This window comes from Microbaculum marinum, from assembly GCF_037855135.1.
In the GTDB taxonomy this organism is placed as follows: Bacteria; Pseudomonadota; Alphaproteobacteria; order Rhizobiales; family Tepidamorphaceae; genus Microbaculum; species Microbaculum marinum.
The window spans coordinates 22,924-46,291 of record NZ_JAZHOF010000004.1 but is presented as its reverse complement, the minus strand read 5'-3'; the positions used below and the strand labels follow the sequence as shown (position 1 = coordinate 46,291).

Genomic DNA, 23,368 nt, shown 5'->3' with positions numbered 1-23,368 from the left:
ACACGGTGATCCCCGTCACGACCTTCAAGGACCGCACGGTCGCCGTGTTCGGCCTCGCCCGATCGGGGCTCGATGCCGTGCGCGCGCTGATGGCGGGCGGGGCGACGGTGGTGGCATGGGACGATTCCGGGCCGAAAGCGGACGAGGCGCGCGAGCAGGGCTTTCCGGTCTCCGATCTGCGCCAGGCGGACTGGTCCGCATTCGATGCACTGGTGCTGTCGCCGGGGGTTCCCTTGACCCATCCGAAGCCGCACTGGACGGTCGAGCGGGCAAACGATGCCGGCGTCGAAATCATCGGCGACACCGAACTTTTCTTTCGCGAGCGTGGCGCTCGCAACCCGAACGCCCCGGTGGTCGCCGTCACCGGCACCAACGGCAAGTCGACGACGACCGCACTGATCGGGCATCTGCTCCGCTCGGCCGGTCGGTCGGTTTCCGTTGGCGGCAATATCGGCAAGGCGGTTCTGGGGCTCGAGCCGTTCGACGGCGAACGCGCCTACGTGCTGGAGATGTCGTCGTATCAGATCGACCTGACGCCCACGCTGGATCCGACCGTGGGACTGCTCCTCAACGTGACGCCGGACCATCTCGACCGGCATGGCTCCATGGAAAACTACGCGGCGATCAAGTCGCGCATCGCGGAGAATGCGGATACCGCAGTGATCGCCGTCGACGACGACTGGACGCGGCGCATCGCGGACGCTGCCGGAGCACGCGGCAAAGCGGTCACGCGGGTGTCGGCTACCTCCGACCTTTCCGAGGGCGTGTTCGCGCGCGGATCGAGCATCGTGCTTGCGGGAAACGCTCGGGAGGAGACCATCGCCGACCTTGCCGGGATCGAATCCCTGCGCGGCGAGCACAACGCGCAGAACGCGGCGGCTGCCGTGGCGACAGTGCTGGCGCTTGGCCTGAGCGCTGCACAGATCGCCGCCGGACTGGCCAGTTTCCCCGGCCTCGCGCACCGCATGGAGATCGTCGGTCGTCGCGACCGTGTGCTGTTCATCAACGATTCCAAAGCGACCAACGCCGACGCAGCGGCACGGTCTCTAGCAAGCTTCGAGACTGTCTACTGGATCGCCGGGGGGCGCCCGAAGGCCGGCGGCATCGAGCCGCTGCGGGACTACTTCCCGAAGGTCCGCAGGGCATTCCTGATCGGCGAGGCAGCAGCCGAGTTCGCAGCGACCCTGGGCGGTGAGGTGCCGCACGACAACTGCGGCGATCTCGCCACGGCCGTTGCCGCGGCGGCCCGCGCCGCGGATGCAGATCCCGCGCCGGAGCCCACCGTTCTGCTCGCGCCGGCCTGTGCATCGTTCGACCAGTTCCCGGACTTCGAAGCGCGCGGCGATGCCTTTCGAAGCCTCGTCGCCGGACTCGACGGCATATCGATTATCGCAAGGGAGGCCGCCTGATGTTCTCGCGCACCGATGAACGGGTGATCGCGCGCTGGTGGTGGACCGTCGACAAGGTCCTGCTCGGCGCCGTCCTGGCGTTGATCCTCGGCGGTCTCGTCCTGTCGCTGGCGGCCAGCCCCCCCGTCGCCGACCGGCTCGGCCTCGACAGTTTCCACTTCGTCAAGCGCCACGCCATCTTCGTCGTCCCGGCTGTCGCGCTGATGATCGGGGTCTCGCTCATGGACCCGCGCCAGATCCGCCGCAGCGCACTCGTCGTCTTCATCGCCGGGCTTTGCCTGATGGTACTGGCGCTGCAGTTCGGGGCCGAAGTGAAAGGCGCACGACGCTGGATCTCGATCGCGGGTTTCGTCCTGCAGCCCTCGGAATTCGTCAAGCCGGCCTTTGTCGTGCTTGTGGCCTGGGCGTTTTCCGAACGCATCAAGCGGCCCGACATGCCGGGCAACATGCTCGCTGTGCTGATGCTGGCGGCTTTCGTCGGGCTTCTGGTGCCGCAGCCCGACTTCGGTCAGACGATGCTGGCCGTGCTGGTCTGGGGCGCGCTGTTCTTTGCCGCAGGAATGTCGTGGCTCTGGATCATCGCGCTCGGCGGACTGGGCGTCGGCGGAATTGCTGCGGCCTACGCCATGGTCCCTCACGTGCGCGAGCGTATCGACCGCTTCCTCGATCCCGAGTCCGGCGACACGTTCCAGATCGACACTGCCATCGAATCCTTCGTCCGCGGGGGCTGGCTTGGCCGCGGCCCCGGGGAGGGCACCGTCAAGCAGAGCCTGCCGGATTCCCACACCGACTTCATCTTCGCGGTAACGGCGGAGGAATTCGGGATTGTCGTGTGCCTAATCCTGGTTGCCGCTTTCGCCTTCGTGGTTCTGCGAGGGCTGGCTCATGCTCTCAGGGAGCGGGATCCGTTCCTGCGCCTGTCGGTGACGGGTCTGATCGTGCTGTTCGGCCTGCAGTCGGCCATAAACATGGCCGTCAACCTGCATCTCATGCCCGCCAAGGGCATGACGCTGCCGTTCATCTCCTATGGCGGATCGTCGATTCTGTCGCTTGCCTACGGCATGGGCATGGTGCTCGGGCTGACGCGGCGGCGGCCGCAGACCAAGCCGGTATTGACGGAGTTGACCGGCCCGGTCGGAGTGCCGGCGGAATGACGACCGCATCCGGTTCGCGCGGACTCATCCTGCTCGCCGCGGGCGGCACGGGAGGGCACCTGTTCCCGGCGCAGGCGCTGGCCGAGGTGCTGATAGCGCGCGGCTGGCGGGTCGACCTCGTCACCGATGAGCGCGGCGACCGGTACGGCGGCAGGTTCCCCGCCGAGAAGATGCACATCATCCCGGCCGCGACTGTGCGCGGCGGCAACCCGCTGACCTATCTCAAGACGTCGTGGGTTCTCGGCATCGGCGTGATGCGTGCCTGGTTACTGATCGGCCGGCTGAAGCCGAAGGTGGTCGTCGGCTTCGGCGGCTATCCGACGCTGTCGCCGGTCATTGCTGCAAGCCTGCCCGGATTTGGTGGTGGCGGCGTGAAGACGATCATCCACGACCAGAACGCCGTTATGGGGCGGGCGAACCGGCTGCTCGCCGACCGGGTCGATGCCGTGGCGACGAGCTTTCCGAAGGTCCACATGCTGGGCGAGAAGAACGCCGGCAAGGCGGTGCGGACCGGCGCGCCGGTACGCGCGGCCGTCCTCGACGTCGTGGCGCCGTACGACCCGCCGCAGCCCTACGGCGACTTCCGCCTGCTGGTCTTCGGCGGCAGCCAGGGCGCCCGGATATTCTCCGACGTGGTGCCGGGCGCCATCGCCCGCCTCGACGAGGCCCATCGCGGCCGTCTCGTCCTCGTCCAGCAATGCCGGGAGGAAGACATCGAGCGGGTACGTTCGGCCTACGAGGCGATAGGGATAGACGCCGAACTAGCGCCGTTCTTCAGCGATCTGCCGCAGCGCATCGCCGATGCCCACTTGGTCGTCTGCCGGTCGGGCGCGTCCACGGTCGCCGAGCTTGCGGTGATCGGCCGGCCGGCGGTTCTGGTGCCGCTGCCGCACGCGATCGACAACGATCAGCTCCTCAACGCCACCGCACTGGCACAGGCCAAGGGCGGCTGGTTGCTGCCCCAGCCGGCCTTCACGCCGCACAGGCTCGCCGAAGAGCTTGCGGCGCGGATGGACGCTCCCGAGATGCTGGCCAATGCCGCGCAAGCCGCCAGTGCGGTTGGCAATCCGCGCGCCGCAGAGACGCTTGCCGACGTCGTCGAGGCGCTCGCCGAGGGCCGGCCGATGCCGGCGGAAACCGCCGGGGCGAGCGCCGCATGAAATCGCCCGGCGAGACAGGACCGATCCATTTCATCGCCATCGGCGGCATCGGCATGAGCGGCATCGCCGAGATCCTGCTCGGCCAGGGCTATGCCGTGCAGGGCAGCGACATCTCCGACAACGCCAATGTCCAGCGCCTGCGCGACAAGGGGGCGAGCGTCCATGTCGGACACGAGGCAGGCAATCTCGGCGACGCCGGCGTCGTGGTGGTATCGACAGCCATCAAGGCCGACAATCCGGAACTGATTGCCGCGCGCGAGCGGGGCATCCCGGTCATTCACCGTTCGGAAATGCTGGCCGAGCTGATGCGCGGCAATCGCGGCATCTCGATCGCCGGCACGCACGGCAAGACCACCACCACAACGATGATGGCGACGCTGGTCGAAAGTGGCGGCTACGACCCGACCGTGGTCAACGGCGGTATCATCAACGCCTGGGGCTCGAACGCGCGGCTCGGCAACGGCGAGTGGATCATCGTCGAGGCGGACGAGTCCGACGGCTCCTTTCTCCGGTTCCCGAACGAGATCGCCATCGTCACGAACATCGACCCGGAGCATCTCGACCACTTCAAGACCTTCGACGCCATCAAGCATGCCTTCCATGCCTTCGTGATGAACCTGCCGTTCTACGGCTTCGCGGTGATGTGCGTCGACCACCCGACCGTCCGCGAGGTGCTGCCGGGAATCTTCGACCGCAAGGTTGTCACCTACGGCGAGAGCCCGGACGCCGACGTGCGCCTCGTTGATTTCTCCCACGAGGGGACCGGCACCACCTTCTCCGTGGTCGATGGCGAGGAGCGGATCGACGGCCTGACGCTGCCGATGCCCGGACGCCACAACGCGCTGAACGCCACTGCCGCGATTGCAGTGGCGCGCAGGATCGGCATTTCGCCGGATGTCGTCAGGGCGGCGCTGGCCGGATTCGGCGGCGTGAAGCGGCGCTTCACCTTCGTCGGCGAATGGAACGGAGTGCGCATCTACGACGACTACGGCCACCATCCTGTCGAGATCGCGGCGGTGCTGCAGGCTGCCCGCGGCGCGGTCGAGGACGCCGCGCGGAGCCAGGGCGGCGAGCGGGGTCGCGTCGTCGCGGTGATGCAGCCGCATCGCTACACCCGCCTCTCCAGCCTGTTCGACGAATTCGCCGGCTGCTTCGGCGATGCCGATACCGTCTACATCGCCGATGTCTACGAGGCGGGAGAGAGCCCGATATCGGGCGCCACCAGGGACGGACTGGTGGGCCGCCTGAAGGCGAGAGGACATCCCGACGCCCGTGCGCTGTCCGGGCCCGATGCGTTGGCCGGCGAGATCGCGTCGACCGTGCGGCCCGGCGACATCGTGATCTGCCTGGGCGCCGGATCGATCAGCCAGTGGGCCTACTCTCTGCCGGCGCAACTGGAGGCGTTGGGAGCGGGAGACGCGACATGAGCTTTCCCGACATCGTCGAGGACCTGAAGGCGCGGCTGCCGGAGCTGCGGGGACGCCTGCGCGCCAATGCCGAGCTGGCGCCGATCACCTGGTTCCGGGTCGGCGGGCCGGCCCAGGTCCTGTTCACGCCGGAGGACGAGGCAGACCTGGCCTACTTCCTGAAGAACGTCGATCCCGGCTTGCCCGTGACCGTCATCGGGCTTGCCTCCAACCTGATCGTGCGCGATGGCGGCGTGCCGGGAGTGGTCATCCGGCTGGGGCGCGGCTTCGGCACGATCACGGTCGAGGAAGACTGCCGGGTCCGCGCCGGCACTGCGATGCCAGACGTCAAGGTCGCCCGTGCCGCCGCCGATGCCGGCATCGCCGGCCTGGCATTCTTCCGCGGCATCCCCGGCTCGATCGGCGGGGCTTTGCGCATGAATGGGGGCGCCTATGGCGGCGAGACGAGGGATGCGCTGATCGAGGTCCGCGCCGTCGACCGGGGCGGCGACATCCACATCGCCTCCGTCGAAGAACTCGGCATGACCTATCGCCATTCCGGCGCCCCGGAGGACTGGATCTTCACCGAAGGCCTGTTCCAGGGCCGGCCGGGGAAGGCGCACGAGATCGCCGCCGAGATGGACTCCATCACCGAGCGCCGCGAAGCCTCGCAGCCGATCAAGAGCCGCACCGGCGGCTCGACTTTCAAGAACCCCCCCGGCGGCAAGTCCTGGCAACTGATCGATGCGGCGGGCTGCCGCGGACTGAGGCTCGGCGGCGCGCAGGTCTCCGAGAAGCACTGCAACTTCCTGATCAACACCGGCGACGCCACCGCCGCCGACATCGAGGCCTTGGGCGAAACCGTGCGCGCCAGGGTCAGGGAGACGAGCGGCGTCGAACTGCATTGGGAAATTAGGCGGATCGGGGTGCCGGCCGGCCAGGCTGAAGGGGGAAACGCGGCATGACGAAGCACGTCGCCGTGCTGATGGGCGGGTGGTCCGCGGAGCGGCCGGTCAGTCTGTCGTCGGGTAAGGCCTGCGCCGATGCGCTGGAAGGCGAGGGTTACCGCGTCACCCGGGTCGACGTGAACCGGGATCTCGCCCGGGTGCTGGCCGATCTCAAGCCAGATGTTGCTTTCAACGCCCTGCATGGCCCCTACGGCGAGGACGGCACCGTGCAGGGACTGCTGGAAATCCTCGGCATCCCCTACACCCATTCCGGCGTGCTCGCCTCCGCGCTTGCCATGCACAAGGCGCATTCCCGGACGATCTTCCAGGCCGCCGGCATTCCCATCGCGGAGGGCAAGGTCGTCAGGCGGCTGCAGGCCGCCGAGGCCCATGTCTACGAGCCGCCCTACGTCATCAAGCCGGAGGCGCAGGGATCGAGCTTCGGCGTCTTCATCGTCCGCGAGGACCAGCAGCATCCGCCGCAGGAGCTCTACGCGGCGGACTGGGCCTACGGCGAGGATGTGCTCGTCGAGCGATTCGTCGAGGGCAAGGAACTGACCTGCGCCGTGATGGGCGACACGGCGCTCGGCGTCATCGATATCGTGCCCACCCAGGGCTTTTACGATTACGACGCAAAATATAGGCCTGGCGGGTCGAAACACATCCTGCCGGCGGAAATTAAACCAAATATTTACCAAGAGGTGCGGAAGCTGGCGCTACTGGCGCATCAGGTTCTCGGCTGTCGCGGCGTTACAAGGGCGGACTTCCGTTACGACGATCGTGCCGAAGGGGCTTCGGGGCTGGTTTGCCTCGAGGTCAACACGCAACCGGGCATGACCGAAACGTCTCTGGTGCCCGAAATGGCGGCCCATGCCGGACATTCGTTCGGCGCACTGGTTCGCTGGATGGTGGAGGACGCATCGTGCGATCGCTAGGCCTGGGCCTGCGAAAAGTGGCGGAAGGCGAGGCGGCCGGCGCAGCAGGCGGCCGGCGCCGTATTCTGTACACCAATCTGCCGCCGCGCCGTCCGGCTCGCCGGGGCCTGGCCGCACGCCTGATCGCGCCGTTTGAGGGCTGGACGCCGCCGCGCCGGGTCGGTCTCTATTCCACCGCAGCACTGTTCGCCGCCGTCGGCATCTACGGTGCCGTTCTTGGGGGGCACCTCGACTCGATGCGCCACGCCGCCTTCGTCGCGGCCGATTACGTCACGGCCCGGGCCGGCTTCGGCATTCGGACGGTCGTGATCTCCGGGCAGGAGGAAGTTCACGAGAGCGACGTCCTGCGCGGCCTGGAAATCGGCGAGGATACCTCGCTGCTGACATTCAACGCCCAGTGGGCGCGTCGGCGCCTGTCCGATATCGCCTGGGTCAAGAGCGCGACGGTGCAGAAGCTGTTCCCGGGCACGCTGCACATCGATCTGGTGGAGCGGGAGGCCTACGCGCTGTGGCAGCTCGGCGGCATCATTTCGATGATCGACCGTGACGGAGAAGTGATCGGCGAACTCAGCGACCAGCGCTTCGCCGGCCTGCCCCTGGTGGTGGGCACCGGCGCCAACAGGCGCGTCGACGAGCTGATGGCCCTGATCCGGCCGCACCCGTCGGTCTCCACTCGGCTGCGCGCAGCCGTCCGTGTCGCCGACAGGCGCTGGAACCTGGTGCTCGACAACGGCATCGAGGTCCGCCTGCCGGAGACCGGCGCCGAGGAGGCGCTGCTCGCCCTCGACGAGCTGTCGTCCGAGAAGGGCCTGATGGCCCGGGATATCGTTCTGGTTGATCTTCGCTTGAACGATCGTGTCGTCGTCCGCCTGTCGGAACAGGCTGCGGTCCAGCGCGACGCCACGATCAAGTCGCGGGGTGGGTCTAGTGTGCGGAAAGGGCAGGACACATGAATTCGCGTAGCACCCACTGGCTGCCGCGCGCCAGGCCGTTGCCTGCCGGACGCTCCCAGACGGTCGCCGTCCTCGACATCGGCTCGAGCAAGATCTGCTGCCTGATCGCCCGGTTGCGCCCGCAGCGTGAAGGCGTGGAGGGCGCCGACCGCACCCACTCCATCGAGGTGATCGGCGTCGGCCACCAGCGCGCCACCGGCGTCAAGCGCGGCGCTATCGTCGACATGGAAGCGGCCGAACGCGCCATCCGTCTCGCCGTCGACGCCGCCGAACGCATGGCCGGGGTCACGGTGGAGAGCGTTGTCGTCAACGCCTCGGCAGGCCGGCTGGCCAGCGACCACTTCGCGGCCAAGGTCGCCGTCTCGGGGGATTCGGTCAGCGACGCGGATATCCGCCGCGTGCTCGACGCCGGGCGTGCCCACACCGTCCAGGCCGAACGGGTCGTGCTGCATTCGTTGCCGATCGCGTTCTCCCTGGATGAGAACGGCGGCATCCGTGATCCGCGCGGCATGGTCGGCCGCCAGCTCGGTATCGACATGCACCTGGTTACCGCTCAGGCCGCGCCCGTGCGCAACCTGGTGCTGTGCGTGGAGCGCAGTCATCTGACGGTCGAGTCCGTGGTGGCCAGTCCATACGCGTCGGGTCTGGCTGCACTGTCCGGCGACGAACTCGAGCTCGGTTCGGCCTGCATCGACATGGGCGGCGGCACCACCACCTTCGGCGTCTTCGCCTACGGGCGGTTCGTGTGCACGGATGCGATCGCCCTGGGCGGCCATCACGTCACGATGGACCTGGCGCGCGGCCTCTCCACCTCGATCGAGGCCGCCGAGCGCATCAAGACCCTGTATGGCAGCGCCATCGGCGCCGGCTCCGACCATCGCGACATGATCTCCGTCCCGCTGGTCGGGGAGGGCGAGGTTCCAGGCGCCAACCAGGTGCCCCGCTCCGTCGTCACGGATATCATCCGGCCGCGCGTCGAGGAGATCCTCGAACTGGTTCGGGACCGCCTGCGTGCAACACCGTTCAGCGCGCTCGCCGGAGAGCGCGCGGTGCTGACCGGCGGTGCCAGCCAGCTTCCCGGGGTCGTCGAACTGGCGGAGCGGATCATCGGCTTCAAGGCCAGGATCGGCCGGCCGCTGGGGGTGTCCGGTCTGCCCGACTCCGGTCGCGGTCCGGCCTTCGCCTCGACCGTCGGGCTGCTCGTCTATCCCCAGCTCGCCGGCATCGAACGCCATGATCGTGGCGCCCGCGGCGCGGGGCTTGCCGCCTCCGGCGACGGCTATCTGGCCCGCGTCGGAAGCTGGATAAGAGATAGTTTTTAGGGGTCGCCTTCCGGGGCGGATACGCGACGTAACTGCCCGGAGTCGGGCGTAGCAACGAGAGTTAGAGACACGAGGACGCCATGACCATCAACCTCAAGATGCCCGATCTCACCGAGCTGAAGCCAAAGATAACCGTGTTCGGTGTCGGCGGCGCCGGCGGCAATGCCGTCAACAACATGATCGAATCCGGCCTTCAGGGCGTGGAATTCGTCGTTGCCAACACCGACGCGCAGGCGCTGACCACGTCGTCGGCGGAGCGCATCGTCCAGATGGGCGTGGCGATCACCGAAGGGCTTGGTGCGGGCTCCCAGCCCGAGGTCGGCCGCGCCGCCGCCGAGGAGGCCGCCGACGAGATCAACGATCACCTGTCCGGCTCGCACATGGTGTTCATCACGGCCGGCATGGGCGGCGGCACCGGGACCGGCGCGGCGCCCGTCATCGCACAGGCCGCACGCGACATGGGCATCCTCACCGTCGGCGTCGTCACCAAGCCCTTCGACTTCGAGGGCAAGCGCCGCATGATGGTCGCGGAGAGGGGCATCGAGAGCCTGCAGCAGTGCGTCGACACGCTGATCGTGATTCCGAACCAGAACCTGTTCCGCATCGCCAACGAGAAGACGACCTTCGCCGAGGCGTTCGGGATGGCTGACCAGGTGCTCTACTCCGGCGTCGCCTGCATCACCGACCTGATGGTCAAGGAAGGTCTGATCAACCTCGACTTCGCCGACGTGCGCGCCGTCATGCGTGCCATGGGCAAGGCGATGATGGGTACCGGCGAGGCGACTGGCGACAAGCGCGCCATCCAGGCCGCCGAGGCGGCAATCGCCAACCCGCTGCTCGACGAGACCTCCATGCGTGGCGCCCGCGGCCTGCTGATCTCGATCACCGGCGGCAACGACCTGACGCTGTTCGAGGTCGACGAGGCGGCGACCCGCATTCGCGAGGAAGTCGACACGGACGCCAACATCATCCTGGGCGCCACGTTCGACGAGAGCCTCGAGGGTGTCATCCGCGTGTCGGTCGTGGCGACCGGCATCGACCAGGAGGCGACCGTCATCGAGCGGACGGCGGAGGACACCATCAGCGATCTGACCGCGCGCCTGCGGGCCCGCACCGCGCGTGCGGCGCAGGCCGCCGTTGCATCCGCGGTTGAGGAGCCGGTAGAGGCGCCGGCGCCGGCGCCCGTCGCGCCGCCCGCCGAACCGGCACCGGTTGCGCGTCAGCAGGCGCCGGCGGCGCCGGCTCCCGCGCCGGTTCGCGACGCGGGTGTCCAGATCAGCCGCATGGAGCCGCCCGCGGCGCCGCAGGTCCCGGCCCGGGAAGAGCCCCGGCCGCAGGCACCGACGGCCGACTACGAGCAGGCGTTCGTGCCCCCGGCTGCGGCTCGCCCCGAGCATCAGCAGCCGCGCATGCCGCAGATCGAGGACTTTCCCCTGATCGCCCAGAAGGAGATGCGGGCGCGCGCGGCGGCCGAGCATGAGCACGGCGACGAGCGTCGCCGTCCGGGGCTGTTCCAGCGACTCGCGTCCGTCGGCCTGGGCCGTCGCGATGATTCGGGCGAATCGGAACACGACGAGCGGCCGGTCGCGGAACCGCGTGCGGTGGAGCCGCCGGTTTCCGAATACGCGAAGCGGCCCCAGCGCCCCGCTCAGCCGGAACAGCCGAGGCATGCGCCGCAGGTCGCCAACGCGCCTCGCCGGCCTGCCGCGGTGGACGATGACCAGTACGAAATCCCAGCGTTTCTGCGGCGTCAGGCCAACTGAACGGTGGCTTCAGAATGCTCGGAGGCCCGGCCGCCGGATATGGCCGGGCCTCCGATTTCCGGGATTGTTACAAACCCGGGCGTACGCGTAACAGACCGTAAAAAAGCGTGATTTGGTCCAGTTGTGGCGCGCCAGTAATAATCCCGGCGGACAAAGGGGGTTCAGCCAGCAGGCTCTCGTTCATTGTGGTACGGCCAACCAGCGGGCGGCGACAACGCCTGTGTTTGACCGAAACGATTGTGCGAGCCGATCAGGGTTGAACGCAAGTTCGGGGCATACACCGCGGGGGCGGATGTCCCGGACCAAGAAGCGCGGGACAAATGAAAGCGCATTCGCAGACCACTATTAACGATCGCGTTTCTCTGAGTGGCGTTGGGGTTCATTGCGGGGCGTCGTCCACGGTGACGCTGCATCCGGCGGAACCCGACACCGGCATCATCTTCCTCAAGAATACCGATGAGGCGGCTGCGGATATCGAAGTCCCGGCCTCGCACCGCTTCGTCGTGGCGACCGCGCTGAGCACCGTCCTGGGAAGCACCCAGGCCGGGTCGATCGCGACGGTCGAGCACCTGATGGCGTCGATCGGCGGTCTTGGCATCGACAACATCATCGTCGAGATCGACGGCGACGAAGTGCCGATCATGGACGGCAGCGCCGAGGCGTTCGTCGATGCGATCAGGCAGGTCGGCATTCGCCGGCAGCCGGCGCGCCGCCGCTACATCAAGGTGCTCAAGCCCGTGCGGGTGCAGATCGGCGATGCGGTCGGCGAACTGATGCCTTGCGACAGCCGCCGCTTCGAGGTGGAGATCGATTTCGCCGATGCCATTATCGGCCGCCAGGCCTATGTTTACGATGCCGAGAGCGGCGACTTCGCCCGCGACCTGGCCCGCGCCCGCACCTTCGGCTTCATGTCGAGCGTCGAGCAGCTATGGGCCAACGGCTATGCGCTCGGTGCCTCGCTTGAGAACACCGTGGTGATCGGCGACGACCAGATCGTCAACCCGGAAGGCCTGCGCTTCGCGGACGAGTTCGTGCGCCACAAGGTGCTCGACGCGATCGGCGATCTGACGCTGGCCGGCGCGCCGGTCCTCGGCCACTACCGCAGCTACCGTGGTGGCCACCGGCTGAACTGTGCCATGGTCGAGGCTCTGCTGTCCGACAAGAGCGCCTGGGAATGGTCGACCGTGCCGGCCCGCCGCGAGGCGACGCAGGCCGATGTCGGCGCCATGCTGCCGGCCGCCGCGCTCGGACCGGACGTTTCCTGACGGGTTTGCCCCGGTCTTCGGATTTTGCGGTTTCTCCGTATCGCGCGGGCGAATTCGGCCGCCCGACACGCGGTCGGCTCGGCCCTCGGCTCACCGCCACAAATTCGCTTGAATCAGGCGTCAGCCAAACTGGTTTAGGAAGCGGTGTTGGGCTACAGTCCGCGCCGTCCGCGCCATCTGCCGGGCGCGACACGATTTGGACTGAGCCGAAGAGATCTCATGCGTTTGAGTAATGGAACTACCGTCGAAGCGGGTACCTCGGTGGGCGGCAAGGCCTTGCGCCTTGCCGTGCTGGTCGCCGTCGGCCTGTCGATAACCGCGTGCAACAGCCTGTTCTCCAAGAACGAGGACGAATATGCGGTCATCGAGGAAGAACCCGCCGAGGTGCTCTACAACGAGGGCCTGATTCTCGTTAATTCCGGCGCGATGCGGGAGGCGGCGGAGAAGTTCGACGAGGTCGAGCGCATCCATCCCTATTCGGAATGGGCCCGCAAGTCGCTGATCATGTCGGCCTACACCAACTACGAATCGGAGCGCTATTCCGACGCGATCACGTCGGCCAGGCGCTACGTGACGCTCTATCCGGGCAGCGAAGACGCAGCCTACGCCCAGTTCCTGATCGCCGAGTCCTATTACAACCAGATTGCCGACGTCGGCCGCGACCAGGCCCGCTCCGAGAAGGCGGCTGTCGCCTATCGCGAGCTGATCGAGAAGTATCCGGAATCCGAATACGCGGTCGAGGCACGCGGCAAGCTCGAATTGGCGCGCGACCAGCTCGCCGGCAAGGAAATGCAGATCGGCCGCTACTACCTCAACAAGCATCAGTATCTGGCCGCCATCAATCGCTTCAAGACGGTGGTCAGCGACTACCAGACGACCCGCCACATCGAGGAAGCGCTGCACCGGCTGACCGAGGCCTACTATTCGCTGGGTCTGGTGTCCGAAGCCCAGACGTCGGCGGCGATCCTCGGCCACAACTACCCCGACAGTCCCTGGTACAAGGACTCCTACGCGCTGCTGTCGTCGGGCGGCTACGAACCGGAAGTCAACGAGGGCTCGTGGCTGAGCAAGCTGTTCCGCACCAGTACCGGTTCGCTGTGATCGGGCAATGCTCGTCGCCCTGTCGATCCGCGACATCGTCATCATCGACAAGCTCGACATTGCATTCGAATCGGGCCTGAGCGCGCTCACCGGCGAGACTGGCGCCGGTAAATCGATCCTGCTGGATTCCCTGTCGCTGGCACTCGGCGGGCGCGGCGACGCCGCCCTTGTGCGCCGGGGCGCCGATCGGGGGCAGGTGACGGCGGTCTTCGACGTCGGACGCGACCATCCCGCTCGCACGCTGTTGACAGAACACGGATTCGAGACCGACGGCGACCTCATCCTGCGCCGCGTCCAGTCCGCGGACGGTCGCACCCGCGCCTTCGTCAACGACCAGCCCGCAAGCGTACAGCTCCTGTCGAGGCTCGGCGCGTCTCTCGTCGAGATCCACGGACAGCACGACGACCGTGCACTGGTCGATCCCGCAGCCCATCGGGATCTGCTGGACACGTTCGGCGGCCTGGAAGGCGCTGTCGCCGCTACCGGAGCCGCCTGGAGCGTCTGGCGGCAAGTGCAAGCGGATCTCGACCAGGCGCGAGCCGCACTGGAGACCTCGGCGTCCGAGCGCGACTATCTCGCCCATTCGCTGGAGGAGCTCGACGCGCTCGATCCGGCAGCCGGCGAGGAGGCGCACCTGGCCGAGCGCCGGAAGATCATGATGCAGGCCGAGAAGCTCAGCGAGGAGCTCAAGGAGGCCGGCGAGTCGGTCGGCGGCAACGGATCGCCGGTGCCGCTCCTTTCGGCGGCGCTGAGGCGCCTGGAGCGGCGAGCGGCCGACCTGCCGGAGCTTCTCGATCCGGTCGTGGCGGCGCTGACGGCGGCGCTCAATGCGCTCGAGGACAGCCGCACCACCGTCGACCGCGCGCTGGAGGAAGCCTCGTTCGACCCGCGCGACCTGGAGAGCGCCGAGGAGCGGCTGTTTGCCTTGCGGGCGGCGGCGCGCAAGCACCAGGTGGGCGTCGACGACCTTCCCGGCGTCCGCCAGCGGATGCGTGCGGCGCTGGCCGGGATCGAGACCGGTGGCGAACGCGTCGCCGAACTGGAAGCCGCGTCAGGCAAGGCCCGCGACGCCTATGCTGCCGCCGCCGCCAAACTGAGCGCCGGCCGTGCCAGAGCCGGCCAGGCGCTGGACAGGGCGGTGATGGCGGAGCTGGCGCCGCTGAAGCTGGAACGGGCACGCTTCGAGACCCGCATCGAGACGGATGCCGGCCAGGACGGCCCGCACGGCCGCGACCGGGTCCAGTTCTGGGTGCAGACCAATCCCGGAACTCATCCGGGCCCGCTGCTCAGGGTCGCTTCGGGCGGCGAGCTGTCGCGCTTCCTGCTGGCGCTGAAGGTGGCGCTGGCCGACAAGGGCAGCGCTCCGACGCTGGTCTTCGATGAAATCGACACCGCCGTCGGCGGCGCCGTCTCAGATGCGATCGGCGTGCGTCTCCAGCGCCTGGCGGATCGGGTTCAGGTGCTGACGGTCACCCACGCGCCACAGGTCGCCGCCCGTGCCGACCGCCATCTGCTGATCCGCAAGGACGGCGGGGCCAGATCATCAGACGAGGTCGTGACGCGCGTCGATCCGCTCGATCCGACGCGGCGGCGCGAGGAGATCGCGCGCATGCTGGCGGGCGCGACCGTGACCGACGAGGCCCGCGCCGCCGCGGGCAAGCTGCTGGCGGGAGCGGAGTGAGCATGGCCGGGGGAAGGAAGAGCTCCAGCGCCGTCGAGGACCTGACGCTGGAGCAGGCGGCGGCCGAACTGGAGCGGCTCGCCCACGAGATCGGCGAACACGACCGGCGCTACTATCAGGAGGACGCCCCGAGCGTCTCCGACGCCGAGTATGATGCGCTACGCCAGCGCAATACCGCAATCGAGACGGCCTTTCCCGACCTGGTGCGCCCCGACAGCCCGTCGCTCAGGGTCGGCGCTTCCCCCTCCGAGAAATTTGCCAAGGTCCGGCACCGGGTGCCGATGCTCTCGCTCGACAATGCCTTCGATGAAGAAGACGTCGCAGCGTTCGTGGATCGCATCCGCCGCTTCCTGAAGCTCGACGACGATGCTGCGGTGGTGCTGACCGCCGAACCCAAGATCGACGGCCTGTCGGCGTCGCTGCGCTACGAGAAAGGCGTCTTCGTGCAGGGAGCGACCCGCGGCGACGGCGAGGAGGGCGAGGACGTCACCGCCAACATCCGGACCATCGATGACGTCCCTGTCCGCCTCAAGGGCAAGGGCTACGGCGACGTTTTCGAGGTACGCGGCGAGGTCTACATGAGCCACGCCGACTTCGAGGGCCTGAATGCCCGCCAGGAGGCGGACGGCAAGCCGCTCTTCGCCAATCCGCGCAACGCCGCGGCCGGGTCCTTGAGGCAGCTCGATCCGAACATCACCAGGTCGCGGCCGTTGAAGTTCTTCGCCTATGCCTGGGGCGAGACCGGACCGTTGCCGGCGGATACCCAGTGGGGCGTCTACGAGGCGTTGCGCGAATGGGGCCTGCCCACGAACCCGCTGATGCGGACGGTAAAGTCGGTCGCCGAGGTCATGGACTTTTACCGGGAGATCGAGGAGGGCCGCGCGAGCCTCGGCTACGACATCGACGGGGTGGTCTACAAGGTCGACCGGCTCGACTGGCAGACCAGGCTCGGCTTCGTGTCGCGCAGTCCGCGCTGGGCGATCGCGCACAAGTTTCCTGCAGAAAAGGCGATGACCGTGCTCGAGGACATCGAGATCCAGGTCGGCCGAACCGGCGCCCTGACGCCGGTCGCCAAGCTGACGCCGGTCACCGTCGGCGGCGTCGTCGTCCGCAATGCCACCCTGCACAACGAGGACGAAATCGCCCGCAAGGACGTGCGCATCGGCGACACCGTCATCCTGCAGCGCGCCGGCGACGTCATTCCGCAGATTCTCGGCGTCGTGTTCGAGAAGCGTCCGAAGGACGCGGTGCCCTACCGGTTCCCTGACAAGTGCCCGGTCTGCGGCTCGCATGCGGTCCGCGAGATCAATCCGCGCACCGGCAAGGAGGACGCCGTCCGCCGCTGCACCGGCAGCCTGATCTGCCCGGCGCAGGCGGTCGAGAAGCTCATCCACTTCGTCTCCCGCAACGCGTTCGACATCGAGGGGCTCGGCGCCAGGCAGGTCACGGCCTTCTACGAGGACGGCCTGATCGCGACGCCGGCCGACATCTTTACGCTGGAGGCGCGCGACAAGGAGGCCCTGAAGAAGCTCAAGGATCGCGAGGGCTGGGGCGCGACGTCGGTCAGGAACCTGTTTGCCGCCATCGACGACCGCCGCAATATCGACCTGCACCGCTTCATCTTCGCCCTCGGAATCCGCCATGTCGGGGAGACCAACGCCAAGCTGCTGGCCCGGCATTATGGCACCTTCGACGCATTCCGCTCGGCGATGAGGGCAGCCGGGGAGGGGCCGGAATCCGAGGCCTTCCAGGATCTCCTGTCGATCGACGGCATCGGCGAGACCGTCGCCGAGGCGCTGGTCGAGTTCTTCGGCGAGCCCCGCAACGAGAAGGTTATCGACGCCCTGCTCGAAGGTGCGACGCCGAAGCAGGCGGAACTGGTGCGCGGCGTCGACTCCCCCGTTTCGGGGCAGACCGTCGTCTTCACCGGCTCGCTTGAAAAGTTCACCCGCGACGAGGCCAAGGCGATGGCCGAGCGCCTCGGCGCCAAGGTGGCGAGTTCGGTGTCGTCGAAGACCGACTTGGTCGTCGCGGGTCCGGGCGCCGGGTCAAAGCTGAAGAAGGCGACCGAACTCGGTATCGAAGTCATCGACGAGGATGCCTGGCTGGAACGGATCGGGGCCGGCTAGGTCTGCACGTCGCATGCCGGTTGTTCTGACGGGGCAACCAGCCGCATGTCGATCAGTCAAGAATCATGGCAGATTGTACTGGCGGCATCAGAATAGTCTGAGGTACATCATGCGTCGGCTCCTTGCTTCCTTTGGCCTGCTTGCGGCGTTACTCTTCTCCGGAGGTGCGGTCGCGCAGGAGACGCCCGACCAGGTCGTCCGATCGATCTACGCCACCTACGAAGGGCAGGGCCTCGGCATTTCGCCGGCCGATCCGGGCATGCGCGAGATATTCTCCGCGCGGCTGCAGGCGCTGCTGGCGGAAGAAGATCAGCGGATCGAGAGCGACGGGATCGGGCTGCTCGACTTCGATGTGTTCGTCGACGGGCAGGATTTCCAGGTTACCGACCTGCAGATCGGCAAGCCTCAGGTGAGTGGCGACGAGGCGCATCTCGACGTGCGGTTTCTGAATTTCGGGGAACCGCGCGAATACCGGTATTCCTTCGTGAAGGAATCCGGCCGCTGGCGGATCGACGAGATCGAGACGGTCGGAGCCGATACGGACTGGAAGTTGACCAGCCTCCTGAACGGCGGCTGACGCCCGCTACAATCCCGCCGCCTTCGCGTCAGCAGCGGTTACCGGATATTCCAACGTCTCTGGCGCCCGCCGCGGTGGCGGGAGCGGTCCGAGCCAGGCGGGATCGAAGATGTCGACCAGCCCCCGGTAGGCTGCGGCCGAGATCTGGTCGAGGCCGCCGCCCCGGCCGCCGGCCAGGAATGCGGTCAGCTGCGTGTCCGCCGTCGCGGGGTCGGCGATGGAGGCACCGAGCGACATCAGATCGGCGGCTATCGAAGTGTCTTCGGCCAGATAAGCCACCTCCGACCGCAGACGTCCGCTGGGGGCGGGCAGGCGGATCATGACGATCCGGGTCGCCGACGGTCGCGCCTCCGGATCGATGATCGTCGTTCCGCACATCAGGCCGGCCAGGACGCTGACGGGAGGCGTGGGAGCGAACAGGCTGAAGAACACGTGCCTGAGCCCACCCGTTTCGCGCATGTGCATGAACAGGCTGGAGCCGGCCATGGTCGCTTGTCCCTCGAGGCGGGCGGTGCCCGTGGGAAGGCACTCGGACAGGCATGCGAACAGATTGCCTGGACCGGTGCGCTGCGCGATGGACAGTTCGCCTCTGATGATGCGTCCCGAGAAATACGGCGACCACGCGTGCGAATAGCACACGTAGGTTCCCGCGAGGGAGGATCCCGAATCGCCCGGCACATCCGCCGCAATCCTGCCGGAGGGGTCGCCCCAGCCCCGCACGGCGTCGGGATCGTGGCCAAGTCGCGCACGGACGGCCTCGACGAACTCCTCGAACGTGCAGTCGGAAATCCAGGAGCCCGGCCGGCCGAGGTCGATTACGCGGGCCCAATCCTGGTAGAGCCTCGCATCCCGGGGCTGTGCCCGTCCCTGAAGCCACTTGTAGGCTCGCGACACCTCGAACACGGTATTGGGGTTCACGCGCCGGAATTCTGCCGCCAGATCCTTGCAGGTCGCCGCACCGAGCAGCGCTGCGGTTGCACGCAGTTTGCGATCGATATCCCGTGGCACCCGAGGTTCCTGTCCATGGTCGAGGGACGCTGACGAAGGTATCTGCTTCCAGCGGAATTTCCATTGGAAATGACAAAGATTTCCCGGCCGGCGAACAATATTGGGCGATACGGTGCGGCCTCCAGAATCCGTTACCGGAAAGGGACTTGCGATGGCCGATTTGGCGCGGCGTGCGCTCGGTGTTCTGACTGCAGTGGCTCTGGCTTCCGGTGCGCCGCTCGCGCCGTCGGCAATGGCTGCATCGCCGGTGCCGGTGATGACGGTCAAGATCTACAACAACACGCCGGACACCAACATATATCCGGTTCTGACGACTGGCACCTCGAACAGCAGCCTGTGGCTGCAGGCCTGGTTCATGGTTCCGAAGGACCAGATGGGGAAGAATCCCTATCCCAAGCTGAACAGCTTCCGCTTCTATGTAGACCCGACCGGCAAGGGCATCCCGCCCGGCAAGTCCATCACCCTTTCGGTGCCGCTGTTCACTCAGCTGGTGCCGAACCGGAAGGTAGATCCCACGAAGACGGACCAGTTCGTCGACTGGTGGGGCGGCGGCCGGATCGAGATCTTCGACGCGCCGGCCGCGTCAGGCAAGCCGCCGGTTGCCCTGACGCAACTCTACACCAACCGGCCCACCCAGACGGTCGCCAGCCCCATCCTGAATACGCAGGTCCCCACTTGCGATGGCTGCAAGGACGAGCTGATCGTCTTCCGCGACACCGGCGGAGGCTTCAAGAACAACGAGCCCTCCCAGCTGACCGAATACACCATGGGGGCGATCAATCAGACCACCGACCCCGTCACCCTCGACCCGCAGAACGTCGACATCGACATCTCATACGTCGATACGGCCTATCTCCCGGCCGCGATCACTCCCTACAACACGATGCTGCCGCCGATTGCCCAGGTCGGCTATGTCGGGACGCCGCAGCCGATATCGGATTTCCGCGCCGCACTGAACAAGTTCACTGCGAAGAAGTCGCCCTACGCCGGCTGGCCGCAGTTCATCGACAATCAGGGCGAAAAGATCCTCAAGGTCCCCTCGCTCCTGCACATCTTCGCTGGCGATCCGGACATGACGCCGCCGCCCTGGCCGCCGGTGGACGACATCACCGCCAAGTGGAACAAGTGCATCAAACCGAGCAGCGGATCGACCTACTGCCAGAATATCCAGACTGTGCGCGAAATGTTCATCGCGAACTACAAAAACTATGTCAGCATCTATCCGAAGAACTGCGATACAAGCAAAAAGCCGATCGCGCTGACCGAAGAGGTTCTCATTCAGCAGGTCTATGGCTTCACGCCGTTCAACCAGAACTGCGCGGACCCGACGATCAATCTGCTCGAGAACACACCCGGCTACGCCGCGAAGGGTAGCGCCCGGTTTCACGCCACCAAGAACATCTTCGACAAGCTTCAGTACTGGCCGAACGGTCAGTTCGATCCCTATGTCCAGCTCATCCACGGCAAGGGCTACATCAACGCGCCAAACGTGTACGCCTATTCGGTCGACGACGCCGTCGGGAATCTCCAGGCGGAGGGAACGGGCTTCATCATCGCGGTCGGCGGCACCAACGGCCTGCCCAATCCGAAACCGGCGGCGCCGCCGATCAATGTCAACTTCGGATACTCCAAGAAGAACGCCGTCCGGTTCACCAAATACGGCATATGCACGTTGGTGCCGAACCGGGACGTCAATCCGGACTACGCGAGCATCGGGTTGTCCATTCTGCCGGAGAACCTCGACCAGTGCCCGTTGAGCTTCATCGACAACACCGGCGAACTCTACGTATTCAAGCTCGATTCCGCGCCACCGTATCCGCTCGGGGTCAACAAGCTCACCCCCGCCACTCACGCGCCCATCGACTGCAGCGGCGCCGGCCGTGAGGCCAGCTGGTGCGGTCAGATCTTCGCCTATTCCGAAGAGCCGGTCGGTATCGGACCGATCACCTCCTACGTGATCACGCCGGCCCCTGCGCAGCCGTAGTCCGGCCCTCAACCGAGACTGCAGGTGCAGCAGATGAAGCGGGCGTCCGGCGCGGCCGGGCGCCCGGGCTGCCCGCACAGCAATCCTGTTCAAGACGAACCGGCCTCCGGCTGCTAGATTTGCGGTCATGAAGGTGACCGATCAAATGCAGGCACTGGCCGAAACCGGCCTGGGCGCGGACGACCGCGCCCGATTCTGGCGCGCCGAACGCTATGGCGGGCTGGAATGCCTTGCCGCGCGGTTCGTCAGCCACCGTTATGCCCCCCACACCCACGATACCTACGTCGTCGGAGCGATCGTGGCCGGCTGCGAGACGTTCATGCTGTGCGGCGAGCGGTGTTATGCCGTGCCCGGCGACCTGTGCTTCGTGCACCCCGGCGACGTCCACGACGGCGAACCGCATGGCGGGCACTACGCCTACCGGATGTCATATCCCGATGCCGGATTGATGCGCGACATCGCCTCCGGGCTGACCGGGCGGCGGGAGACGGAAATGCCTTACTTTCCGGAGAAGATCGTCCGCGATCCGGACGGCGCCGCACGGTTCGTCGATGCCCATTGCGCGCTCGGCTCCGCAGACACGCTCGCTGCGGACGAGCGTTTCGTGGCGGCCCTGACTGTGATCCTGCAGCGCCATGCGCGGCTTGGCGCGCCGGCACGGCTCGGGACCGAGCCTGGCCCCGTCTCTCGGGCCGTCGACTATCTCGACGGCCACTATGCCGACGATGTCGACCTCGCCACGCTCGCCGGGGTCGCCGGCCTCAGCCGGTTCCACCTGATCCGGGCATTCCGCAAGGAAACCGGCCTGACGCCGCACGCCTGGCTTACCGACCGGCGCATCCGCGCCGCCCGGCCGCTGCTGACGGCGGGCCGGACGCCGGGCGAGGTGGCGCTGGAATGCGGCTTTGCCGACCAGAGCCACCTGACGCGCGCCTTCAAGGCGCGGGTCGGCGTGACGCCCGGCCGGTTCCGCGACGCGAGCCTCGGTATCGCCGGCCGTCATGCCGCCTGACAGACGCGACGAAGTCCGCGAGGCGCTGGTGGCGGTCGTGCCGGCGGCAATCGCCGTGATCCCGTTCGGGCTCCTGCTCGGCGCGCTGGCGGCGCAGAAGGGGCTTTCGCCGCTCGAAGTCGCGCTGATGAGCGCCACGGTGTTCGCCGGCAGCGCCCAGTTCATCGCCATCGACATCTGGACCGAGCCGGCGCCGTGGCTGCTGCTGACGGTCACGGCACTGCTGATCAACCTCCGCCACCTGCTGATGGGCGCTTCGCTGGCTCCGAAGATCCGCTCCTTCGGCACCGGTCCGAGCCTGCTGGCCCTGTTCACCATGGTCGACGAGACCTGGGCGCTGTGCGAGCAGAGGTCGGCAAGGAAGCAGGTGACCTTCTCCTACATGGTGACGATGGGGGCGGTCCTGTGGGTCAACTGGGTCGCCTTCACGACGCTCGGCGCCGGCATCGGGGCGTTGATCGGCGACCCGTCCAGCTACGGGTTCGACTTCGCATTCTCGGCGTTGTTCCTGACCCTGATCGTCGGCCTGTGGCGCGGATCTCGCACCGGCGTCGCCATCGCCGCCAGCGCCGTCGTCGCGGTGATCTTCCACCTGCTGTTCGACGGTCCCTGGTACATCGCGGCGGGCGGCGTCGCCGGCGCCATCGCCGGTGCGATATACGGTCCCCGGCACGAGGCGGCCACAGAGGCGGCGCAATGAGTGCCGGCATCGCCAACGCGGTCGCGATCGACCCGTTCACCTTCCTGGCGATCGCCGGCATGGCGCTTGTCACCTACGCCACCCGGGTCGGTGGCTGGCTCGCCACCCGCCGGATGGTCCTGTCGGGACGCGCGCTGGCGGCGATGGAGGCGGTGCCTGCCGCCGTGCTGACGGCGGTGATCACGCCGATGGTCCTGGTCACCGGACCCGCCGAGACGATTGCCGCGGCGATCACGGTGGCCGCGAGCCTGAAGCTGCCGCGCCTCGTCACGGTGGCGCTCGGCGTGGTCTGCGTGGTCCTGCTGCGCAGGCTGATGTACTGAGCGTCGGAGTGGCGGCGCCACGGCGTCCGTGCGAACGGACGCTCCCGGCCGCCGCGACGGCGTGCCGGGAGCGGTTCGGGAGGCCGGGGAGGCTCTCCCGAAGGGAGGTGTCAGCCGGCCTGCAGCCGGACCACCGCTCCGCGCAGCGCGCCGTACTCGAGCCAGGCGAGGGCGGCGACGATCAGCGCCTGGGCCAGGACGAAGGCCCACCCGAGCCCGTTCGGCGCGATGAGCCCCCCGAACGCCAGCACCAGGCTGGCGGCGACCCACAGCACGTTGCCGGTGACGACGAGCCAGACGCCGGCCGCCGGCGGCGTCGGCCGGCTCGCGACGATCGCCATGAAGGCCGCGATCGGGAGCAGGGCGAGGCCGGCGTAGCACAGCAGCCCCGCGGGTATGGCCGTGACGCCGGCAATGAATCCGGCACCTGTGATCAGCACCAGGCCCATGACGGCGCAGGTCGCCGCGTCGATGCCGAGGATTGCGCGCAGCGGCAGTGAGGTAAGCGATGTCGGCATGGTTGTCTCCTTGCGGTTGCC

The 23,368-nt window shown here is 67.4% G+C and carries 20 protein-coding genes; 18 read left to right on the top strand and 2 right to left on the bottom strand.

All coding sequences use genetic code 11. The annotated features are described in order from the left end of the window. Positions 1-5: 5 nt before the first annotated feature. The 14 genes from murD to V3328_RS10165 all read left to right on the top strand — a co-directional run bounded on the left by murD (position 6) and on the right by V3328_RS10165 (position 17,802). Positions 6-1,409: a UDP-N-acetylmuramoyl-L-alanine--D-glutamate ligase gene (gene murD, locus V3328_RS10230; protein WP_340329554.1), complete on the top strand. Its 1,404-nt coding sequence runs from the start codon at positions 6-8 to the stop codon at positions 1,407-1,409. After that, positions 1,409-2,563, top strand: coding sequence for a putative lipid II flippase FtsW (ftsW, locus tag V3328_RS10225; protein ID WP_340329553.1), 1,155 nt, complete (start codon positions 1,409-1,411; stop codon positions 2,561-2,563). Before murD ends, ftsW begins: the two co-directional genes overlap by 1 nt. Then, positions 2,560-3,723 (top strand): undecaprenyldiphospho-muramoylpentapeptide beta-N-acetylglucosaminyltransferase, encoded by a 1,164-nt coding sequence (gene murG / locus V3328_RS10220; RefSeq protein WP_340329552.1) that lies wholly within the window; start codon positions 2,560-2,562, stop codon positions 3,721-3,723. Before ftsW ends, murG begins: the two co-directional genes overlap by 4 nt. After that, positions 3,720-5,150 (top strand): UDP-N-acetylmuramate--L-alanine ligase, encoded by a 1,431-nt coding sequence (murC, locus tag V3328_RS10215; RefSeq protein WP_340329551.1) that lies wholly within the window; start codon positions 3,720-3,722, stop codon positions 5,148-5,150. Before murG ends, murC begins: the two co-directional genes overlap by 4 nt. After that, a complete protein-coding gene (gene murB / locus V3328_RS10210) occupies positions 5,147-6,094 on the top strand; it encodes a UDP-N-acetylmuramate dehydrogenase (protein WP_340329550.1) in 948 nt (315 codons plus the stop codon). Before murC ends, murB begins: the two co-directional genes overlap by 4 nt. Continuing rightward, positions 6,091-7,011 (top strand): D-alanine--D-alanine ligase, encoded by a 921-nt coding sequence (locus V3328_RS10205; RefSeq protein ID WP_340329549.1) that lies wholly within the window; start codon positions 6,091-6,093, stop codon positions 7,009-7,011. Before murB ends, V3328_RS10205 begins: the two co-directional genes overlap by 4 nt. Then, a complete protein-coding gene (locus V3328_RS10200; protein ID WP_340329548.1) occupies positions 6,999-7,964 on the top strand; it encodes a cell division protein FtsQ/DivIB in 966 nt (321 codons plus the stop codon). The genes V3328_RS10205 and V3328_RS10200 overlap by 13 nt, the downstream gene beginning before the upstream one ends. After that, positions 7,961-9,286: a cell division protein FtsA gene (ftsA, locus tag V3328_RS10195; RefSeq protein ID WP_340329547.1), complete on the top strand. Its 1,326-nt coding sequence runs from the start codon at positions 7,961-7,963 to the stop codon at positions 9,284-9,286. Before V3328_RS10200 ends, ftsA begins: the two co-directional genes overlap by 4 nt. 80 nt (positions 9,287-9,366) lie before the next feature. Next, positions 9,367-11,049, top strand: a complete 1,683-nt coding sequence (ftsZ, locus tag V3328_RS10190; RefSeq protein WP_340329546.1) for a cell division protein FtsZ — start codon at positions 9,367-9,369, stop codon at positions 11,047-11,049. Between the two features lie 320 nt (positions 11,050-11,369). Continuing rightward, the gene (gene lpxC / locus V3328_RS10185; RefSeq protein WP_340329545.1) at positions 11,370-12,314 is read left to right on the top strand and encodes a UDP-3-O-acyl-N-acetylglucosamine deacetylase; all 945 of its coding nucleotides are present in this window, start codon (positions 11,370-11,372) and stop codon (positions 12,312-12,314) included. 219 nt (positions 12,315-12,533) lie between these two features. Further along, the gene (locus tag V3328_RS10180) at positions 12,534-13,415 is read left to right on the top strand and encodes an outer membrane protein assembly factor BamD (RefSeq protein WP_340329544.1); all 882 of its coding nucleotides are present in this window, start codon (positions 12,534-12,536) and stop codon (positions 13,413-13,415) included. A 7-nt stretch (positions 13,416-13,422) separates the two neighbouring features. After that, positions 13,423-15,096 (top strand): DNA repair protein RecN, encoded by a 1,674-nt coding sequence (gene recN / locus V3328_RS10175; RefSeq protein ID WP_340329543.1) that lies wholly within the window; start codon positions 13,423-13,425, stop codon positions 15,094-15,096. A 2-nt stretch (positions 15,097-15,098) separates the two neighbouring features. Next, positions 15,099-17,225 carry an NAD-dependent DNA ligase LigA gene (ligA, locus tag V3328_RS10170; RefSeq protein WP_340329542.1) on the top strand — a complete coding sequence of 709 codons (2,127 nt, stop codon included), beginning with the start codon at positions 15,099-15,101 and terminating at the stop codon, positions 17,223-17,225. 109 nt (positions 17,226-17,334) lie between these two features. After that, complete coding sequence (locus V3328_RS10165) at positions 17,335-17,802, top strand: DUF3828 domain-containing protein (RefSeq protein WP_340329541.1); 468 nt, start codon at positions 17,335-17,337, stop codon at positions 17,800-17,802. 6 nt (positions 17,803-17,808) lie between these two features. On the opposite strand, the gene V3328_RS10160 is transcribed toward V3328_RS10165, so the two are convergent. Beyond that, a complete protein-coding gene (locus V3328_RS10160; protein ID WP_340329540.1) occupies positions 17,809-18,810 on the bottom strand; it encodes a hypothetical protein in 1,002 nt (333 codons plus the stop codon). A 151-nt stretch (positions 18,811-18,961) separates the two neighbouring features. On the opposite strand from V3328_RS10160, the gene V3328_RS10155 reads away from it, so the two are divergent. From V3328_RS10155 to V3328_RS10140, 4 genes are all read left to right on the top strand, one after another. Beyond that, positions 18,962-20,794 carry a hypothetical protein gene (locus V3328_RS10155; protein WP_340329539.1) on the top strand — a complete coding sequence of 611 codons (1,833 nt, stop codon included), beginning with the start codon at positions 18,962-18,964 and terminating at the stop codon, positions 20,792-20,794. 127 nt (positions 20,795-20,921) lie between these two features. Continuing rightward, positions 20,922-21,806: an AraC family transcriptional regulator gene (locus tag V3328_RS10150; RefSeq protein ID WP_340329538.1), complete on the top strand. Its 885-nt coding sequence runs from the start codon at positions 20,922-20,924 to the stop codon at positions 21,804-21,806. Next, positions 21,796-22,506, top strand: a complete 711-nt coding sequence (locus V3328_RS10145; protein ID WP_340329537.1) for an AzlC family ABC transporter permease — start codon at positions 21,796-21,798, stop codon at positions 22,504-22,506. Before V3328_RS10150 ends, V3328_RS10145 begins: the two co-directional genes overlap by 11 nt. Beyond that, entirely contained in the window at positions 22,503-22,829 is a 327-nt protein-coding gene (locus V3328_RS10140; RefSeq protein ID WP_340329536.1) for an AzlD family protein, read from the top strand. The genes V3328_RS10145 and V3328_RS10140 overlap by 4 nt, the downstream gene beginning before the upstream one ends. A gap of 110 nt (positions 22,830-22,939) precedes the next feature. Here the strand turns inward: V3328_RS10140 and V3328_RS10135 are convergent, their stop codons facing one another. Then, positions 22,940-23,347: a hypothetical protein gene (locus tag V3328_RS10135; RefSeq protein WP_340329535.1), complete on the bottom strand. Its 408-nt coding sequence runs from the start codon at positions 23,345-23,347 to the stop codon at positions 22,940-22,942. Positions 23,348-23,368: the final 21 nt, after the last annotated feature.